This is a genomic window from Myxococcus sp. AB025B, assembly GCF_006518215.1.
Lineage (GTDB): Bacteria > Myxococcota > Myxococcia > Myxococcales > Myxococcaceae > Myxococcus > Myxococcus fulvus.
In genome coordinates, this window is sequence record NZ_SRLW01000227.1 from 1 (window position 1) to 16,434 (window position 16,434).

Here is a 16,434-nt window from a genome sequence, read left to right on the forward strand (position 1 = left end):
CCGGGTGGCAGCGCGAACCCCGTGCCTCCAGGGGGGGTGTGGAAGTGGCCCGCGCGCACCTCGCCCGTGAGCACGTTGGCGCCGCCGACGAAGCCCGCGACGAACGGGGTGGCGGGCTCGCGGTAGAGCGTCTGGGGCGAGTCCACCTGCTCGAGCACGCCCTGGTTCATCACCGCGATGCGGTCCGACAGCGCGAGCGCCTCGCCCTGGTCATGGGTGACGAAGACGAGCGTGGTGCCCAGCCTCGCGCGCAGCGTGGCGAGCTCCGCGCGCAGCTCCTCGCGCAGCGCCGCGTCCAGGTTGGAGAGCGGCTCGTCGAGCAGCAGCACGCGGGGGCTCGCCACCAGGGCGCGCGCGAGCGCCACGCGCTGGAGCTGTCCTCCCGACAGCTCGTGGGGCCTGCGCGTGGCCAGGTGCTCCAGACGGACCTGGCGCAGGGCCTCGCGCACGCGGGTGGCCAGCTCCGCCTTCGGCACGCGGCGCAGCACCAGCGGATAGGCCACGTTCTCCTCGACGGAGCGGTGGGGCCAGACGGCGTAGCCCTGGAACACCATGCCCAGCCCGCGCCGCTCGGGCGGCACGCGCACGCCGGGGCCGGCCACGGTCTCCTCGCCGATGCGGATGACGCCCGAGTCCGGGTGCTCCAGGCCCGCGAGCATGCGCAGCGTCGTCGTCTTCCCGCAGCCGGAGGGGCCCAGCAGCGACACCAGCTCGCCCTCGTGGACGTCCAGGCTCAGCCCGCGCACCACAGGCGTGGCGCCGTAGGCCTTGAACACGGATTGCAACGCAATCGCCGCCATCACCGCGTCTCCGTCGCGCGCCGCGACACCAGCGCGAGCACCGCTTGTCCCGCCACCACCAGCGCCACGAAGGCGCACGCGAGCACCGCCGCCGCCGCCGGGTCCGCGTAGCTCTGCAGGTCGAACAGCAGCTTGCCCAGCACCTCCGAGCCCGCGGGCACCAGCAGCACGGACATGGTGATTTCCGTCGCGCACGCCAGGAAGGTCAGGATGAAGGCCACCGTCAGCGCGGGCCGCAGCAGCGGCAGCGGCACGTCCAGGAACGCGCGCAGCGGGCCCGCGCCCGACACGCGCGCCGCCTCCGTCAGCGACGGGTCCAGCTGCGCGAGCGCCTCCGAGGCGTTGCGGGTGCCCAGCGCCAGGTACTTCGCCGCGTAGGCGACGAGCAGCAGCCACGGCGTGTGCGCCAGCGCCAGCACGAAGGCCACGCGGTCCACGAGGATGAAGCGCCAGTCGCGCGAGAACGCGACGAGCAGCGCCAGCGCCAGCACGGTGCCCGGCACCGCGTAGGGCCAGACGGCGAGCGCCTCCACGCCCGCGCCCAGGCGACGCCACGCCCGCTGGAGCAGCGCCGCCGACAGCCCCAGGCCACACACCAGCGCGCCCGCGCCCGTCGCGAGCAGCAGGCTCAAGCCCGTGGCGCGCAGCGTGCGCGGCTCGAACAGCACACCGGACCAGTGTGACAGCGTCAATTCCTCCCATGCCAGCCGGGCCCCGAAGCCCCGCTGCAGCGAGGTGAGCAGGATGGCGCCCAGGGGCAGCAGCACCAGCAGCACGCAGGCCGCCGCCACGCCACCGGTGGCCAGTCTCCGCGCGCGGCCCAGTGACAAGGGCCGTGGAGACAGCCCCTTCCCCGAGCTCAACCGCACGCGCCCCGAGCGCCCCAGCGCCCACGTGGCGAAGAGCGACAGCGGCGTGAGCAGCAGCAGCACGAGCGCGAGCGTGCTGGCGCGTCCCAGGCCCTCGTCGCCCAGCAGGACCAGCTCATAGATGCGCGTGGTGAGCACCCGCGTGGGAGGCGTCGCGGACACGCCCAGGAGGTACGGCACGCCGAACGACGACGCGGCCATCAGGAACACCATCACCGCGCCGGAGAGCAGCGACGGCATCACCAGCGGCACCGTCGTCGTGAGCAGCGCGCGCAGGGGGGACGCGCCACACACGCGCGCGGCCTCCTCCAGCGCCGGGTCCACGCGCTTCAGCGCCGCGGCGCCCGCGAGCAGCACGAGCGGGAGGCCGGACACACCCTCGACGAAGGCGATGCCCACCGGGCCATGGATGTCGAGCGTGCCCGCGCCCAGCAGGCGATTGAGGTAACCGGCGCGAGGGCTCGCCAATGACAACCACCCCATGCCCCAGATGAAGGCGGGGATGGCGGAGGGCAGGGTGAAGAGCACGGTGAAGGCGCCGCGCAGCGGCAGGTCCGTGCGGAACAGCAAGAGCGACAGCGGCGTGCCCAGGCAGAGCGCGAGCAGTGCCGCGCCGCCAGAGATGGCCAGCGTGTTGAGCAGCGCCCCCGTCTCCGCGCCCAGGCCGCTCATCCCCGCATCGCCCGTCTGCGCGCCGAGCCCGCGCGCCAGCAGCGCCACCACGGGCCCCACCGCGAAGACGAGCAGCGGCAAGAGCCACGCGCCAAGCCCCAGCCACCGCGTGGGCACCCTCATCGCGCGAAGGCCCGGCTGAAGGCTTCCTTGATGGCGCTGCCCCGCGTGAGCCCCTGCTCCAGCAGGGGCGGCGTCCACGGCTGCGTGCGTCGCAGCAGCGCGTCCACGCCCGGCTCCCCGCGAGGGCCCGGCAGCCGGGGGTCCACCGCGTGCATGTCTCCCTTCTCGACGATGAGGCGCTGGCCCTCGGGGGACAGCATCACGTCCACCACGGCGCGAGCGGCCACGGGGTTCGGCGTCCCGGCGAGGATGGCCACGGGGCCGGGGATGGTGACCGCGCCGTCGGTGGGCCAGACGATGTGCAGCCTGCTGCCGCGCGCCCGGGCGGCCAGCGCGTTCTCGAGCAGCAGCACGCCCGCGTCGGCCTCGCCGCTCTCGACCTTCTGGAGCACCGCCGCGTTGCCTCCGGCCACGAGCGCGCCGTGCTCGCGCAGCCCGGTGAAGTACGCCTCGCCGTACCTGGAATGACAGAACACGGCCCACGTGAAGGCGGTGCCCGACGTGAGCGGGTCGCCGATGGCCACGCGTCCCTTCCAGCTCCCATCCACCAGCGCCGCGAACGAGGCGGGCGGAGGCGGCGAGCCCTCGCGATGCACCAGCACCATGGTGGACACGCGGATGGAGGCGTAGCGGGCATCCAGGTCCACCAACGCGCGCGGGGCCCGCAGCACGTGCACGGACGCATACGGCAGGAAGGCCCCCTCGCGCGCGAGCCGCTCGACGAGGAACGGGTCCGACGCGGAGAGGAGGTCCGCGCGCACGGCGCCCGCGGCGCGCTCGGCCTCCAGGCGGCTGGCCACCTTCTCGCTGCCGGCCTGGTACCAGCGCACCGTGACGCCGGGGAGCTTCTGCTTCAGGAGCGGCTCCATCGCGTCCAGCACATGCTGATACATGGACGTGTAGACCCAGACCTCACCCGATGGCGCGCCCTCGTGCGTGTTGGCGGCGCCGGAGGCGGGCGCGGCGGACTCGATGCGACACGCGGCGAGCCCCGCCAGCGCGACGGCGAGGCCCAAGGCCCGGGCGAGGAGGGGAAGGGACATGGGGGCGGGATTATGCGACACGCCCGCGGAAAGTCCCGGGAGGCGATGTCACGAAATGACCCACGGGTCCACGCGGACAGGGCCAGGTCCAGGGAGGACCCGCATTGCACAACCCGGGATGTGAATGCGACACAGTGGCGCATGTCACGCCGGATGGAAGACGTGGACGTGCGCCCCGAGTCGCTGGACCTGGGGTACCTGGCCCTCTTCGTGGGGCAGCGGATGAACGACCAGGTGCTGGAGGAGCTCCACGGCGCGGGCTTCACCGGGCTGCGCCACTCGCACGGCCATGTCTTCCAGCACCTGCTGGGCGGCGCGCGCTCCATCAGCGAGCTGGCGAAGCTGTTGGGCGTGACGCAGCAGGCGGCGTCCAAGTCCGTCGCGGAGCTGGAGTCGCTGGGCTACGTGGACAAGACGGAGGCCGGGGACGCGCGCGTGCGCCAGGTGGCCCTGTCGCCCCGCGGGCTCGCGTCGGTGGAGAAGTCCCGGGCGCTGCGCTCCGCGCTCCAGAAGCGCTTCGAGCGCCAGCATGGCGAAGGCCCGCTGCGGGAGGCCCGCACGCTGCTGGCGGGCATGCTCGTGTCGCTGGGCGGCGAGGACGCGGCGCGCCGCCGCCGGGTGCGGCTGACTCGCTGAAGCGCGCGAAAGGCGAAGGCCCTCCGCCGTGCCTCGAAGGGGCGGCGGCGAAGGGCCTTCATCCACACCCAGGACTGTCGCGCCGCTACTTGCAGGACCGCGGCGGCATGGCGTCAATCCAATCGGCGATGAGCTGCGAGCCCACGTCATGGCGCAGGGCGCGGCCAATCTCCGGCATCATCTTCCCCGACTCCTCGGTGTTCATCCGGTACCAGAGGATGGACGTGGAGTGGTCTCCGGGGACGATGTCGAACTCACCGCCCACGCCGCTGCCCGCGGAGCCCGGGCGCTTGCAGTAGCCCAGGCTGAACTCGTCCGTCGTCTTGATGTCCAGGAACAGCCGGCTGGTGATGCCCGGCTGCGCCTTCGGGTTGTGGCAATGCGCGCAGTTGATGTCCAGGTACGTGCGCGCCCGCTCGGCCACCGTGGCCTCCGTGGCGTCGAACGCGTTCGGCGCGCGAGGCACGCCCGTGGCCGGCAGCCCGCCCAGCTTCCCCAGCGCCGCCAGGTGCTGGAGCTGGTTCACCGGCTGCCCGTCGTAGACGTGCTCCCGGTTGAGGTAGCGTGCCTTCACGCCGATGGGCACCAGGAACTGGTTGTCCTGCGCGTCCACCTCGTGGTGGCACTTCTGGCACTGGTTGCGCTGGGGCACCAGGTAGTCGAACGTCTTCTTCACGCCCTCGGTGTCGATGAACTCGAAGTTCTTGAACACCTGGCCGCCCACGGCCTTGTCCGCCTCCGTGAGCGCGTCGTTCCAGACGTAGGGATACGCCTCCCAGCCGCTCGGCTGGCGCACCAGGATGCGCGTCTCCAGCGGGCGCACGTCCTTGTCCGGCTGCCGGAAGTCCGCCGGGAACGCGAACGTCTTGGTGATGATGGTCCCCACCGGCAGGTCCAGCACGTCGTTCTGCGAATACAGCGCCTTCTTGCCGTCCGGCACGTACAGCGTGCGGGACTTCAGCGAGTAGTCGGAGAACAGCGGCGTGGTCAGCTCGTACGGGATGTTGCCCGCCACGGGCTGGAAGTCCCCCGTCGCCGGCGTGCCCGTGAAGAGCTTCAGGTCCGACAGCTTGTTCGGGATGACCACCGTGCCCGGAGGCCCGGCGTCGGGCGTGCCCGCGTCGGGCGTGCCCGCGTCCGGCACCCCCGCGTCGGGGGGCCCCGCGTCCGGGCCCGAGTCCGGCGCCCCCGCGTCCGGCGTGCCGGCATCCCCTTGCGAGGGATTGCCCGCGTCCGGCGTGGGCTCGTTGCCCGGCGGGTCCTCGTCACCGGAGCAGGCGGCCACCGCCGCGGCGAGCAGCACCGCGGCGAGGCCCAGATGTTTCGTGTACGGCGCGCGCATGGCGACGGGCGTCCTCGGTCCGCTCACTTCAGGGGAGGTCCAGCGCGGGCGCGAAGCCGCGGCAGTTGAACGGCTCGGCGCCCTGGTCGTAGCGCGCCGTCGCGGCCCACGCCGCCACCGGGTTGGGCGTCGGCGCCGTCAGGTGCGCCTGCACCGTCTGCAGGTCCAGGTCCACCACCGCCTGCTTCGTCGTGGCCGGCACCGTGTTGTTGTAGAAGCACAGGTTCAGCGCGTTGGGCTCGCGGCCCTCGGCGCGCGGCGCCGGGTCGATGCCGTCCCACAGCACGTGCTCCACGCGCTCCACGCCGTGCACCGCCTTGCCGTACGCGTACAGGTTGAACATCAGCGCGCCCAGCGGACGCTTCTGCAGGTCCGGCTGGCCGTTGTCCACGTTCGCGCCGCTGCCGCCCAGGAACGTGTTGTCGTGGATGGACACGTCGCCCGTGTTGAAGTTGAAGAAGCCCGCCGACCACAGGATGGGGTTGGGCTCGATGGCCAGGCCGCTGAGCACCGCGATGTCCACGGAGCCGTTGTCACCCCACGTGTTGCCCACGAACTCCACCCGGCGCGACGCCAGGATGAACGTGCCCGTGCCCGCCGGCACCTGCGACACCGTGCTGCTGCTGGCCGTCACCGACGCGAAGTTCGGCCGGTTGTTGCCCGTGATGGTGTTCTTGGTGATGAGGATGTCGGTGCCCTTGATGGGGTTGCCCGGCAGGTCGAACACCACCAGGCCCGTGGTGTTGTCGATGGCCGTGTTGCCCTCCACGTAGGCGAAGCGCGTGTTCTCGATTTCGATGCCCGCCACGTTCTTCTTCGCGATGTTGCGCCGGACGATGGTGTAGCGCGTCTGGCCCACGTAGATGCCCGCGTCCGCGGCGTTGTACGCCTCGCAGTCCTCGATGAGCACGTAGCGCGACTTCACCGGGTAGATGCCGTACTTGCCGTTGTTCTCGTCGTTCTCCACCGCCCACTCGGTGCGGATGCGCTGGATGAACACGTTGGACGAGTTCTCCACGCGCAGCGCGTCCTTCTTCGCGTTCCACAGCGCCACGTCCTTCACCGTGAACAGCTTGCCCACCACGTCCAGGCCGTTGGTGTTGGCGGCCGCGTTGGAGAAGTCCAGCACGGTGCTGGCGTCGCCGCCGGTGCCCTCGCCCTGCGCGCCCCGACCCGCGCCGACGATGGTGATGCCGTCCTGGCGGATGGTCACCGCGTTGTCGAACTTGAACGTGCCCGCGCCCAGCTGCACCGTGGTGCACGGCTGCAAGTCATTGACGGCGTTCTGCAGGTCCTGCTCCTGACCCGGATTGAAGGTCAGCGTCTTGCGCTGCTCGTCGGTACACGAGAACTCCGCGGGCCACACGTCACCTGAGTCCGGCGTGCCGGAGTCGGGCGTGCCGGCGTCCGTCGCGGGCTCTCCCGGGCTCGGGTTGGGGCTCGCGAACTGACGGTCCTCGTCGTCGTCCGAGCAGGCGGGAAGGGCCAGCAGACTCAGCGCGGCGACGAGCACGGCACGTGACAGACGGTTCATCAGGGTTCCTCCAGGAGTCGGCCATGCCCCCCTCGTGTCTCGACGGGGAGCGGAGCGGGGCGGGGCCAAGGGATGGCGCGAATCCTCTTCCCGCCCGCGCCCGACCTCAAGGGTGAGGTGAGGATTTCCTTCGCGCCTGGGTTTCGTGACGCGCTGCGATGTGCAAGGAATGGCAGGCTGTATTTTTCTCGGGTCGGAGCTTCGTCCACGTGCTGCCCTACTTCCCCTTCGAGCAGGACGCCTATGCCATGGCACTTGGAGTGCGCGCCTTGCGTCCCGGTGAAACACTCATCGAGATAGACGCAGCGCATTATCGCGCTGAGCTGGCGTTGAAAGCCTCGCTGCTCGGCGAGGACCCGCACGCGCGCTTCCAGGCGCAGCCGGGCACCGCCCCCCAGCAGTGGGAGGTGTTGCGGTGGGTGCTGTCGCGCATGGCGGAGCAGTCGCCGGAGTCGTTCACCCTGGGAGAAGGGGATGACGGGCGCTGGCATTGGCACAACACGCTCACGGGCGAGGCGGCCTCCTTCACGCCGGGCCAGGAGGACAGCCTGCCGTTCGCGCCGCTGGATTGGGTGGGGCGGCAGGTGCAGGAGGACCTGCTGGTGCTGGACGGCACGCGCGAGGGCTACCCGCTCATCGCCGGACAGCTCTGCTTCCCCTCCGGCTGGAGCCTGGGGGAGAAGCTGGGCAAGTCCCTGCTCGCGGTGCACGCGCCGGTGCCGGGCTTCGCCGAGCAGCTGGGCCGCGGCACGCTGAAGCTGCTGGAGGGCCTCAAGCCGGGCCGCCCCGTCACCCGCTGCAACTGGGCCGTCACCGTCACCGACAGGCTGTGCATGGAGCCGCGCTCCTTCCCCGAGTGGCGCCACCTCTTCGAGGGCCTCACGCCCGACAACGCCGGGGAGCGCTGCTTCCTGCGCCTGGAGCGGCAGACCTTGAGCCGCCTGCCCCAGACGGGCGCCATCCTCTTCACCATCCACACCTACGTGGCCCCGGTGGCCGGCGAGGTGCCCACGCCCGAGCGCCGCCAGCGCCTGGCCCGCGTGCTCGCCACCGTCCCGGACGACCTGAGCGGCTACAAGCGCCTGGGCCCCCTGCGCGAGCCGCTCCTCGCGTACCTGCGCCGCCCTGGCGCTTGTTGACGCTCGGGCCTGGAGTCCCTTCGCGTTCGTGGGGTCTCGGGATGGCGGGTGGAGAATTATCCTACCCTGATGAAACGAGGGCGGCGGATGGGCGTCGCGGTGCGGCGCCAAGAGGAAGGACGCGCGTTTCTGTAGTAAGTCGCCCCTCCGGAACGAGAGATTGGCGGCGCGCTTTCGCCCGCCGCGGCCACAAGCGAAGGAAGGGCAAACACATGCGGAAGATGTGTCTGGTTGCGATGATGCTGAGCCTGACGGCGTGCCAGCCGCAGGGTGCGAAGGATGGGGGCGCCACCGCCACGGCGACGGCGGGCGCGGCGGCCAACCCGCAGACCGAGGACCAGAAGACGCTGTACGCGCTCGGTCTGTCCATCGGCAAGAGCATCAGCGTGTTCGACATGACTCCGGAGGAGCTGGAGTACGTCAAGGCGGGCCTCAACGCCCAGGTGAAGGGCGACAAGCCCGCGGTGGAGCTGGAGACGTACGGGCCGAAGCTCCAGGAGCTGGCGCGCGCGCGCACCACCGCCAAGGCGGAGAAGGAGAAGGAGAACTCCAAGAAGTTCCTGGACGAGGCCGCCAAGGAGTCGGGCGCCACCAAGACGGAGTCCGGCCTGGTGTTCAAGGACCTCACCCCCGGCACCGGTGAGTCCCCGAAGGCCACGGACATCGTGAAGGTGCACTACAAGGGCACGCTGCCCAATGGCACGGAGTTCGACAGCTCCTACAAGCGTGGCGAGCCCACGCAGTTCCCGCTCCAGGGCGTCATCAAGTGCTGGACGGAGGGCGTGCAGAAGATGAAGGTCGGCGGCAAGGCCAAGCTGGTGTGCCCGTCCGACATCGCCTACGGCGACCGCGGCGCGCCCCCGAACATCCCGGGCGGTTCGGCGCTGGTGTTCGAGGTGGAGCTGCTGGAGATCGTCAAGCCGCCCGAGGCCCCCCCGGCTGGCGCGCCGGCCGCTCCCGCGACGCCTCCGTCCGCCGAGCAGAAGAAGTAGTCCCGCCCGCTCCAGTCATTGGAGCGTGGGCACATGGAGGGCTGGCGGGGATGCTCCCTGCCGGCCCTCTTCGTTTGCAGTCATGCGAGCGCCTCACGGCGCGAAGGAGCGTTCATGCACCGTCACCTGCTGTGGTTGGGTGTGTTGTTGCTGGTCGGAGGCTGCACGCGGGGCAAGCCGGTGGAGGTGCGGCGCGAGCCCTCTCCCACGGGCGCGGTCTCCGAGGCGGAGTTCAAGGCCATGCACACCCTGCGCGACGACGCGCCGCCCGAGCTGAAGGGGCAGGAGGTGGAGGTGGCCGGGACGAAGATGTACCTGAGCCTGCCCGAGGGCGCGAAGGGGCCCCTGCCGGCGGTGCTGGTCCTCCATGAGTGGTGGGGGCTCAACTCGCACATCAAGCACTGGGCGGACCGGCTGGCGGCCAACGGCTACGCGGCGCTGGCGGTGGACCTGTACGGCGGCAAGGTGGCCACCACGTCCGAGGAGGCGCTGGCGCTGGTGAAGGCGGTGGACCACGCGCGCGCGGGGCAGACGCTGGTGGCGGCGCACAAGTTCCTCCAGGAGGACGCGCGCGTGAAGGCCACGCGCACGGGCAGCCTGGGGTGGTGCTTTGGCGGGAGCATGTCCCTGCGCACGGCGATGCTGGTGCCGGAGCTGGACGCGGCGGTGGTTTATTACGGCAGCCCGGTGACGGACGTGGACGAGCTGTCGACCATCAAGGCGCCGGTGCTGGGCATCTTCGGGACGCGGGACGCGTCCATTCCGCTGGAGAAGGTGGCGGAGTTCCGCGCGGCGCTGGACCAGCTGGGGATTGCCCACCGCATCGTCGAGCTGGATGGGGAGCATGCGTTCGCGAACCCCTCGGGGGCGCGCTACGATGAGCAGTCGGCCGCCAGGGCGTGGGCGGAGACGTCGATGTTCCTGGAGCACCACCTGAAGCGCTGAGTGGGAGTGTCCAGCGGTCCACACGAGCGAGCCCGGACGCGACACGGTGTTGCGTCCGGGGCCCCGGGTCGGCTTGAACGCGCGCGCGTCAAATCATCGGAGGCGTGGCGTGCCGAGGTTGGGTGTGAGCGTGGCGGTGGTCCTGGGGCTGGTGCTCGTCGGGAGCGGGGCCTGGGCGGCCGGGGCGACGGTTCCCTTCGAGGGGGTCTGGCGTCGGCCGGATGGAGGGCTGGTGCGGGTGGCGGGTGAGGGCACGGCGCCGTTCCTGATGGACTTCGCCTCGCGGCGGCGCTGGCGGCTGGAGCCGAGGGAGCCCGGGGTGTGGACGCTCGCGGGAAGCCGTCCGGAGGCGCGCGTCACGTGGCGATCGCCGGAGCTGGTGCTCACGGGGGGGAGCGCGGAGTTGATGGTGCTCGCGCCGGTGCCGGTGCGCACCGAGGTGCTGAAGGTGTCCGTGGAGGGCGCGGAGCTGCCGGCGACCCTGTGGCTGCCGGCGACGGGAGTGCCCAGGAACGCGGTGGTGCTGCTGCACGACGTGGGGCGGGGCTCTCGCGGGGCGCTGGAGCCCTATCCGGCGCTGCTGGTGGAGCATGGATTCGCGGTGCTCACCTACGACGCACGTGGGGCGGGGCCTGGCGCGCAGGGGCGTGATGGCCGTGCCACCGATGACGCTCGCGAGAGCGTGAGTGCCACGGGAGCGGGGACAGCTCGAGGTGATGTCGGCCTCGCCACCGATGCCGCACGCGCGAGCGCGAGTACCACGGGAGCGGGGACAGCTCGAGGTGATGTCGGCCTCGCCACCGATGCCACACTCGCGAGCGCGAGTGCCACGGGAGCGGGGACAGCTCGATGTGATGTCTGCCTTGCCACCGATGCCGCTCGGGCGTCGGGGCTGAAGACGCAGGGCGATGACAAGCGCACCACCGATGCCGCTCTCCAGCCGGGACTGAAGACGCAGGGCGATGACAAGCGCACCACCGATGATGCTCTCCAGCCGGGATTGAAGAGGCCGGGCGATGACGGCCGCACGACCGAAGACGCTCTCCAGCCAGGGCTGAAGGCGCAGGGGGATGATGGCCTCGCGGCGGTGCGGCTGCTGCGGCAGCGGCTGGGCCCCTCGGTTCGCGTGGGGCTGATGGGCTTCGGGCAAGGCGCGTGGGCCGCGGTGAACGCGTCGGCGCGCGCGCCGGAGGAGGTGGGCTTCCTCATCCTCATCTCGGGCGGAGCCGGCGCGGTGTGGAAGCAGGAGCAGCACCGCATGCGCAACGAGGGCCGCAAGCGCGGCCTCACCGGGCCGGAGCTGGTGGACCTGAACGAGTTCCTCGAGGTGCTCCACGACGCGCGCCTGTACGAGGACGGCGGCGAGGCCCGTGCACGCAAGACGCTCGACTTCCACTTCCAGCGCGCGAAGCGCAAGCGCTGGCTCGCGGTGACGCCGCTGTCGTCACTCGGAGACGTGACGGTGGAGCGCTTCCTGGAGCGCCAGCGTCCGCTGTGGCGCGACGTGCTGTCCTACGACGCGGCCCAGGACCTGCCTCGCGTGCGAGGCCCCGTGCTCGCGCTGCTGGGCGAGCGCGACGAGACGACCCCCGCCGCGCTCACGGCGCGAGCGCTCAACCAGGGCCTGTCGAAGCGCACCGGCGCGAACGACCGCGCACAAGTGAAGGTCATCGAAGGCGCGGACCACGCGCTCGCCGTGCTCACGCGTGAGTCGCCCGCCGTGGAGACGCTGTCCCGGCAGGCGCTGGACACCCTCTCCGCATGGCTGCGCGCCCTGGAGGCTCAGTAGGGCTTCTGTCCCGTGTAGTTCCCCGGCGGCGCGTAGTTGCAGACCCAGTACTGCCACGTGGGGAACCTGCTGCCGAACGGCGAGTTCTCCGTGCACGTCACGGTGGCGCAGCCCACGCGCTTCGTGTTGCGCCACACCACCTGCGTGTAGTGGCCGCACTGCTTGCCCGTCGCGCACGAGTTGTTCGCGTAGTTGTAGTCGGAGGCCTCGTCGCTCCAGCCCTTCACGACCTCCAGCGTGGACATGGAGTTGGGCGTGGCCGCGGTGATGTTCTCACCGTAGGGCCCCCGGTTGGGGTTGTGTCCCCACTGGCACTTCGCCGCCCACGCCTTCGCCACGTCCTCCGCGCCCGTGTCCCAGCCGAGCGGCTCCAGCGCGGGGCTCGGCGTGGGCTTCGCGGAGGCACGCGTGGCGTTGTGTCCCGTCAGCATGTCCTGCGCGAACTGTGGCAGCGAACCGGAGCCCGAGTCCGGCTCGCCGGAGTCCGGGTTGCCCGCGCCCCCTCCATCCGGGGTCCCCGCATCCCCCGAAGGCGTGTCGTCATCGTTGTCATCATCGGAGCCGCAGCCGGTGGCGAGGCAGGGCACGAGCAGACCGAGGGCCAGCAGACGTCGGACGGAGGAGCGGTTCATCCCGCGATTATCGACGGCGCCGCGAGCCTCCGGAAGGTGTACGCACCCACGTACCCTCCCACGGCGACACCGCGTCTCAGTAGGGCCGCTGTCCCACGAAATTTCCGGGCGGCGCGTAGTTGCAGACCCACAGCTGCCACGTGGGGAAGTCCGCGCCGAAGGGCGAGTTCTTCTTGCACGTCACGGTGGCGCAGCCCACGGCCGTCGTCTTGCGCCACACCACCTGCGTGTAGTGCCCGCACACCTTGCCCTTCTTGCACGTGTTGCGAGCGTGGTCGTAATCGGAGACCTCGTCCGCCCAGCTCTTCACCACCTGCTGTGTGGTCCACGCATCCGGCGTGGCCGCGGCCAGGTTCTCGCCGTACTCACCCCGCTCCGGGTTGTGCTCGAACTTGCAGGCCCTGGCCCAGGAGGCGGCCTGGCGAGCGGCCTCGTCGGACCAGACGAGCGGCGGCAGCGCGGGCTTCGGCGTGGGCCGCGCCTGGGCGCGCGCCTGGTTGTGGGCCTCCACCATGTCGCGCGCGAAGTCCTTCGCCGTGGGCTGCGCGGGCCGGGTCTGCGGAGCGCTCCGGGCCTGCTGTCCCCGGGGCGCGCTGGCGGAGGCCCGCTGGGACGGCGCGGCCTTGCGCGCGCTGGACTTCGAGGCCGACGCGCAGCCGGGAGGAAACACGAGCAGGAGCAGGACGACTGCGCGGAGCACGGAAGACGGACGCATGCCGAGGATGATGCGTCAGGACGTCCGTCCATGCATGGTGACGTTTTGCGTCCATGCCGCGAGGTCGGGCGCTACCCCCCGAATCCCGGCAATTCTCCCGTACCGTCCGAGCCAAAAGTCGTGATTCCGGGGACGCCCATGGCCCGCATCATGGAGATGTAGAGGTTGGCGATGGGCAGGCCCGTCGCGCGCAGGTGTCGGTCGGTGCCCACCGCGCCGCCACACCGGCCGGCGATGAGCACGGGCAGGTTGCGATGGATGTGCCCGTTGCCGTCCTCCAGCTCGCTCGTGAAGTAGACCATCGAGCTGTCGAGCAGCGACGCGCCGCTGGCATCCCGGCTCTCCTTCAGCCGCCGCACGAGATAGGCGTACTGCTCCACCTCCCACCGGTCGATGCGTGAGAGCGCGTCGAAGTTGGCTGGCACGAACTGGTGATGCGAGTACGCGTGGTGTCCGCCGCTGAGCCCGAGGAAGCCGTACACCTTGTTGCTGCGCGCGTTGGCGAGCATGAAGGTCGCCACGCGGGTGAGGTCGCATTGGAAGGCGAGGACGATGAGGTCCATCATCGCCTTCGTCTTGGCGCGAGGGTCCTCGTTGTCGACGGGCGACACCTGGGCGCCGCACGCGGGCCCCTGTTGCCCCAGGACCTCCAGCTGCTTCTCCAACTCCCGCACGCTGGTGAAGTACTCCTCCAGCTTGCGCTGGTCCGTCACGCCGAGCTGCTTCTGGAGCGCCGTGGCGTCCTCGCGCACGAAGTCGATGATGCTCAGGCCATAGGCGCGGCGCTTCTCCACCTGGGCCTGGGTGGAGCCGGGGTCCATGCCGCCGAAGAGCCGGTCGAAGACGGCCTTGGGCCGCACCTCCTTGGCCATGGGCGTGCGGGGCCCGGCCCAGGAGATGTTGTTGGCGTAGGGGCACGCATAGCCGGAGTCACAGTTGCCGATGCCGCGCCCCGCGTCGTTGCCCAGCTCCAGCGAGGCGAAGCGCGTGGCCTTCTGCTGGGCCAGGTGTCGGGCGATGACCTGGTCCATGGAGATGCCCGCGCGGAAGTCGGTGCCCTCCGTCTTGACGGCCTTCATGCAGGACAAGAGCGCGGCGGTGCCCGCGGCGTGGTGGCCGTCGCCGTCCGGCTTGCCCGCGTCGTTGGTGAGCCCGCTGATGACGAGCACGTCGCTCTTCACCGCCGCCAGGGGTTGGAGCGTGGGCGTCAGCTCCCATGCGGCGCCCGTGCCGGTGGGCAGCCACTTCTGCATGTGGATGCCATTGGGCACGTAGAAGACGGCCAGGCGGCGAGGGGCCAGGGGCGCCTCGGCGGCGTGGGCGGTGGAGACCATGCGCTCGAGCAACGGGAGCGCCATCAGCGCGCCCGTGCCGCGCAGGAAGGTTCGACGGGAGAGTGGCTGCTTGTGGCTCATGGCGTCTGGGCCTCCGTGTCGCCGCGCCGGGAGGTGAACGAGTCACTGAGGACGATGGCGAGGATGTAGTCGACGAGCCGCCCGCCGCTGGCCTCCGCGGAGGCGGAGATTTCGTGCACCACGCACGCGTCGGCCTCGGACATGCCCCGGCCGAGCGCGTACGTGAGCAGGTGCTCGGTGATGCACGCGGGCAGCTTCGGGTCCTCCTTGACGAAGCGCCGCATGTCCGCGCCACCGTTGAGCACGGCGCCGTCGGGCAGGTCCCCCGTGGCATCCACCGGCGCGCCGCTGACCTCGTTGAGCCGCCAGCGGCCGATGGGGTCGTAGTTCTCCAGCGCGAGCCCCAGCGGGTCCATCATCCGGTGACAGCCCTGGCACTGCGGCAGGCTGCGGTGCAGCGCCATGCGCTCCTTCATCGTCATGAGCGGATTGACCGGAGGCGGCAGGCCCTCGACGTTCGGAGGAGGAGGCGGCGGGGCGGAGCACAGCAGCTGCTCGAGCACCCACACCCCGCGCTGCACGGGCGAGGTGCGGTCCGGATTGGAGGTGACGGTGAGCAGCGAGCCGTGGCCGAAGATGCCCTGGCGCTCGGGGTGCGCGGACAGGTCCACGCGCTGGGGTGTGGCGCTGCCGGGCAGCGGCAGCCCGTAGTGCGCGGCGAGCGCGTCGTTGACGTAGGTGAACGGCGCGTCGAGCAGGTCGCGCAGCTTGTGCTCGCCGGTGAGGAACTCCTGGAAGACGAGCTCCGTCTCCTGGCGCATGGCCTGGCGCAGGTCCTCGTTGAAGGTGCCGTAGAGCATCGGGTCCGGCTCGGCGGAGGCGAGCGCGCGGGTGAAGAGCCACTGTCCGGCGAAGTTGCTCACCAGGGCCTGGGACTTGGGGTCCGCGAGCATGCGGCGCACCTGGGCCTCCAGCTGCGCGGGCGTGGAGAGCTGGTCCTGCTCCGCGGCCTGGAGGAGCGCCTCGTCGGGCATGCTGCTCCAGAGGAAGTAGGACAGGCGGCTCGCCAGCTCGAAGGCGTCCAGCCGATGGGGCGAGAGGGACGAGGCCTGCGGGTCCTTCTCCACGCGGAAGAGGAAGTGGGGCGAGACGAGCACCGTGCGCAGGGCGAGCTTCACGCCGGCCTCGGGTGGGTCTCCGTGTTGCTTCGCGAGCGTGAGCGCGCCGAGCAGCCGGTCCACCTCCTCGGGTGTCACGGGGCGGCGCCAGGCGCGGCGGGCGAAGCGCGAGAGGATGTCGCGTGCGCAGGGCTCTGGGTTCGTGGCGTCCAGGGTGCAGGTGCGCACGGTGCCCTGGGCCCAGGCGTTCTCCACGAGCTTCTCCGCCGCGGTGGCGTACTTCTCCAGCAGCAGGGGCGAGAGGCTGAGGACGTCGGCGTTGTTGTCGAAGCCGTAGCCGTGGTCATCGGCGGGGAAGTCGCGCGCGGGGCGGGTGGTGTCGCCGAGCAAATCCCTCACGGTGGCGTCGTACTCGGCGCGGTTGAGGCGGTGCAGGGTGACGCGGCCCGGGTCCGCGGAGGTGTTCTCGCAGCCCTGGGCGTGGGTGGGCGGCGGCGCGGGGAGGACGCGGGCCTTGGGCAGCGAGTCTCCCTTGCAGGCGGCGAGCAGCAGCAGGAGGCCCGTGCTCGCGCGGGCGAGCCAGGGGCGTCGCCTCCGTTCGTGAAACCTGGAAGTCACTGCACCTTCCCCCTTTCACCGAGCCGCCCGAGGCGGAGTTCGGTGGGGGCCGAAGCAAATCCCTCTCCAGCGCGAGGCGGTGGGCGGTGAACGCGGGGGCCGTCCCGAGGGG

14 protein-coding genes are annotated in these 16,434 nt (G+C 71.2%); 5 read left to right on the forward strand and 9 right to left on the reverse strand.

All coding sequences use genetic code 11. The features are described 5' to 3' along the window. The 3 genes from FL311_RS30360 to FL311_RS30370 all read right to left on the reverse strand — a co-directional run. On the reverse strand, positions 1–800 hold an 800-nt coding region (locus tag FL311_RS30360), incomplete at its 3' end, for an ABC transporter ATP-binding protein (protein ID WP_141330572.1). Further along, positions 800–2,464, reverse strand: a complete 1,665-nt coding sequence (locus FL311_RS30365) for an iron ABC transporter permease (RefSeq protein ID WP_141330574.1) — start codon at positions 2,462–2,464, stop codon at positions 800–802. The genes FL311_RS30360 and FL311_RS30365, both read right to left, overlap by 1 nt. Beyond that, positions 2,461–3,507 (reverse strand): ABC transporter substrate-binding protein, encoded by a 1,047-nt coding sequence (locus tag FL311_RS30370; RefSeq protein ID WP_141330576.1) that lies wholly within the window; start codon positions 3,505–3,507, stop codon positions 2,461–2,463. The genes FL311_RS30365 and FL311_RS30370 overlap by 4 nt, the downstream gene beginning before the upstream one ends. Positions 3,508–3,648: 141 nt before the next feature. Between FL311_RS30370 and FL311_RS30375 the strand changes: the two genes are divergently transcribed. After that, a complete protein-coding gene (locus FL311_RS30375; RefSeq protein ID WP_228557180.1) occupies positions 3,649–4,143 on the forward strand; it encodes a MarR family winged helix-turn-helix transcriptional regulator in 495 nt (164 codons plus the stop codon). Positions 4,144–4,228: 85 nt separating this feature from the next. Here FL311_RS30375 and FL311_RS30380 read toward each other — a convergent pair whose 3' ends face one another. Both FL311_RS30380 and FL311_RS30385 read right to left on the reverse strand, forming a co-directional pair. After that, positions 4,229–5,485, reverse strand: a complete 1,257-nt coding sequence (locus tag FL311_RS30380) for an SO2930 family diheme c-type cytochrome (protein ID WP_141330578.1) — start codon at positions 5,483–5,485, stop codon at positions 4,229–4,231. Between the two features lie 28 nt (positions 5,486–5,513). Beyond that, positions 5,514–7,019: a parallel beta-helix domain-containing protein gene (locus FL311_RS30385; protein WP_141330580.1), complete on the reverse strand. Its 1,506-nt coding sequence runs from the start codon at positions 7,017–7,019 to the stop codon at positions 5,514–5,516. 209 nt (positions 7,020–7,228) lie between these two features. Between FL311_RS30385 and FL311_RS30390 the strand changes: the two genes are divergently transcribed. The 4 genes from FL311_RS30390 to FL311_RS30405 all read left to right on the forward strand — a co-directional run bounded on the left by FL311_RS30390 (position 7,229) and on the right by FL311_RS30405 (position 11,884). Further along, positions 7,229–8,158, forward strand: coding sequence for a DUF3445 domain-containing protein (locus FL311_RS30390; RefSeq protein WP_141330582.1), 930 nt, complete (start codon positions 7,229–7,231; stop codon positions 8,156–8,158). 212 nt (positions 8,159–8,370) lie between these two features. Further along, positions 8,371–9,150, forward strand: coding sequence for an FKBP-type peptidyl-prolyl cis-trans isomerase (locus tag FL311_RS30395; RefSeq protein ID WP_141330584.1), 780 nt, complete (start codon positions 8,371–8,373; stop codon positions 9,148–9,150). Between the two features lie 114 nt (positions 9,151–9,264). Next, the gene (locus FL311_RS30400) at positions 9,265–10,095 is read left to right on the forward strand and encodes a dienelactone hydrolase family protein (protein WP_141330586.1); all 831 of its coding nucleotides are present in this window, start codon (positions 9,265–9,267) and stop codon (positions 10,093–10,095) included. 109 nt (positions 10,096–10,204) lie between these two features. Next, a complete protein-coding gene (locus FL311_RS30405; protein ID WP_141330588.1) occupies positions 10,205–11,884 on the forward strand; it encodes an alpha/beta fold hydrolase in 1,680 nt (559 codons plus the stop codon). On the opposite strand, the gene FL311_RS30410 is transcribed toward FL311_RS30405, so the two are convergent. The 4 genes from FL311_RS30410 to FL311_RS30425 form a co-directional block, all read right to left on the reverse strand. Continuing rightward, the gene (locus FL311_RS30410) at positions 11,878–12,516 is read right to left on the reverse strand and encodes a CAP domain-containing protein (protein WP_141330590.1); all 639 of its coding nucleotides are present in this window, start codon (positions 12,514–12,516) and stop codon (positions 11,878–11,880) included. The two genes, FL311_RS30405 and FL311_RS30410, sit on opposite strands and share 7 nt — an antisense overlap. 76 nt (positions 12,517–12,592) lie before the next feature. After that, on the reverse strand, positions 12,593–13,231 hold the full coding sequence (locus tag FL311_RS30415) for a CAP domain-containing protein (RefSeq protein WP_141330592.1): 639 nt from the start codon (positions 13,229–13,231) through the stop codon (positions 12,593–12,595). A 71-nt stretch (positions 13,232–13,302) separates the two neighbouring features. Continuing rightward, positions 13,303–14,646 (reverse strand): DUF1552 domain-containing protein, encoded by a 1,344-nt coding sequence (locus tag FL311_RS30420; RefSeq protein ID WP_141330594.1) that lies wholly within the window; start codon positions 14,644–14,646, stop codon positions 13,303–13,305. Next, complete coding sequence (locus tag FL311_RS30425; RefSeq protein ID WP_141330596.1) at positions 14,643–16,322, reverse strand: DUF1592 domain-containing protein; 1,680 nt, start codon at positions 16,320–16,322, stop codon at positions 14,643–14,645. The genes FL311_RS30420 and FL311_RS30425 overlap by 4 nt, the downstream gene beginning before the upstream one ends. Between the last annotated feature and the right edge of the window lie 112 nt (positions 16,323–16,434).

What these genes read in the sequence shown, in the direction of transcription:
- FL311_RS30400 (WP_141330586.1), top strand. Translation starts at nt 9,265, where the DNA reads ATGCACCGTCACCTGCTGTGGTTGGGTGTGTTGTTGCTGGTCGGAGGC.
- FL311_RS30415 (WP_141330592.1), bottom strand. Translation starts at nt 13,231, where the DNA reads ATGCGTCCGTCTTCCGTGCTCCGCGCAGTCGTCCTGCTCCTGCTCGTG.
- FL311_RS30420 (WP_141330594.1), bottom strand. Translation starts at nt 14,646, where the DNA reads ATGAGCCACAAGCAGCCACTCTCCCGTCGAACCTTCCTGCGCGGCACG.
- FL311_RS30370 (WP_141330576.1), bottom strand. Translation starts at nt 3,507, where the DNA reads ATGTCCCTTCCCCTCCTCGCCCGGGCCTTGGGCCTCGCCGTCGCGCTG.
- FL311_RS30410 (WP_141330590.1), bottom strand. Translation starts at nt 12,516, where the DNA reads ATGAACCGCTCCTCCGTCCGACGTCTGCTGGCCCTCGGTCTGCTCGTG.
- FL311_RS30385 (WP_141330580.1), bottom strand. Translation starts at nt 7,019, where the DNA reads ATGAACCGTCTGTCACGTGCCGTGCTCGTCGCCGCGCTGAGTCTGCTG.
- FL311_RS30395 (WP_141330584.1), top strand. Translation starts at nt 8,371, where the DNA reads ATGCGGAAGATGTGTCTGGTTGCGATGATGCTGAGCCTGACGGCGTGC.
- FL311_RS30375 (WP_228557180.1), top strand. Translation starts at nt 3,649, where the DNA reads ATGTCACGCCGGATGGAAGACGTGGACGTGCGCCCCGAGTCGCTGGAC.
- FL311_RS30380 (WP_141330578.1), bottom strand. Translation starts at nt 5,485, where the DNA reads ATGCGCGCGCCGTACACGAAACATCTGGGCCTCGCCGCGGTGCTGCTC.
- FL311_RS30365 (WP_141330574.1), bottom strand. Translation starts at nt 2,464, where the DNA reads ATGAGGGTGCCCACGCGGTGGCTGGGGCTTGGCGCGTGGCTCTTGCCG.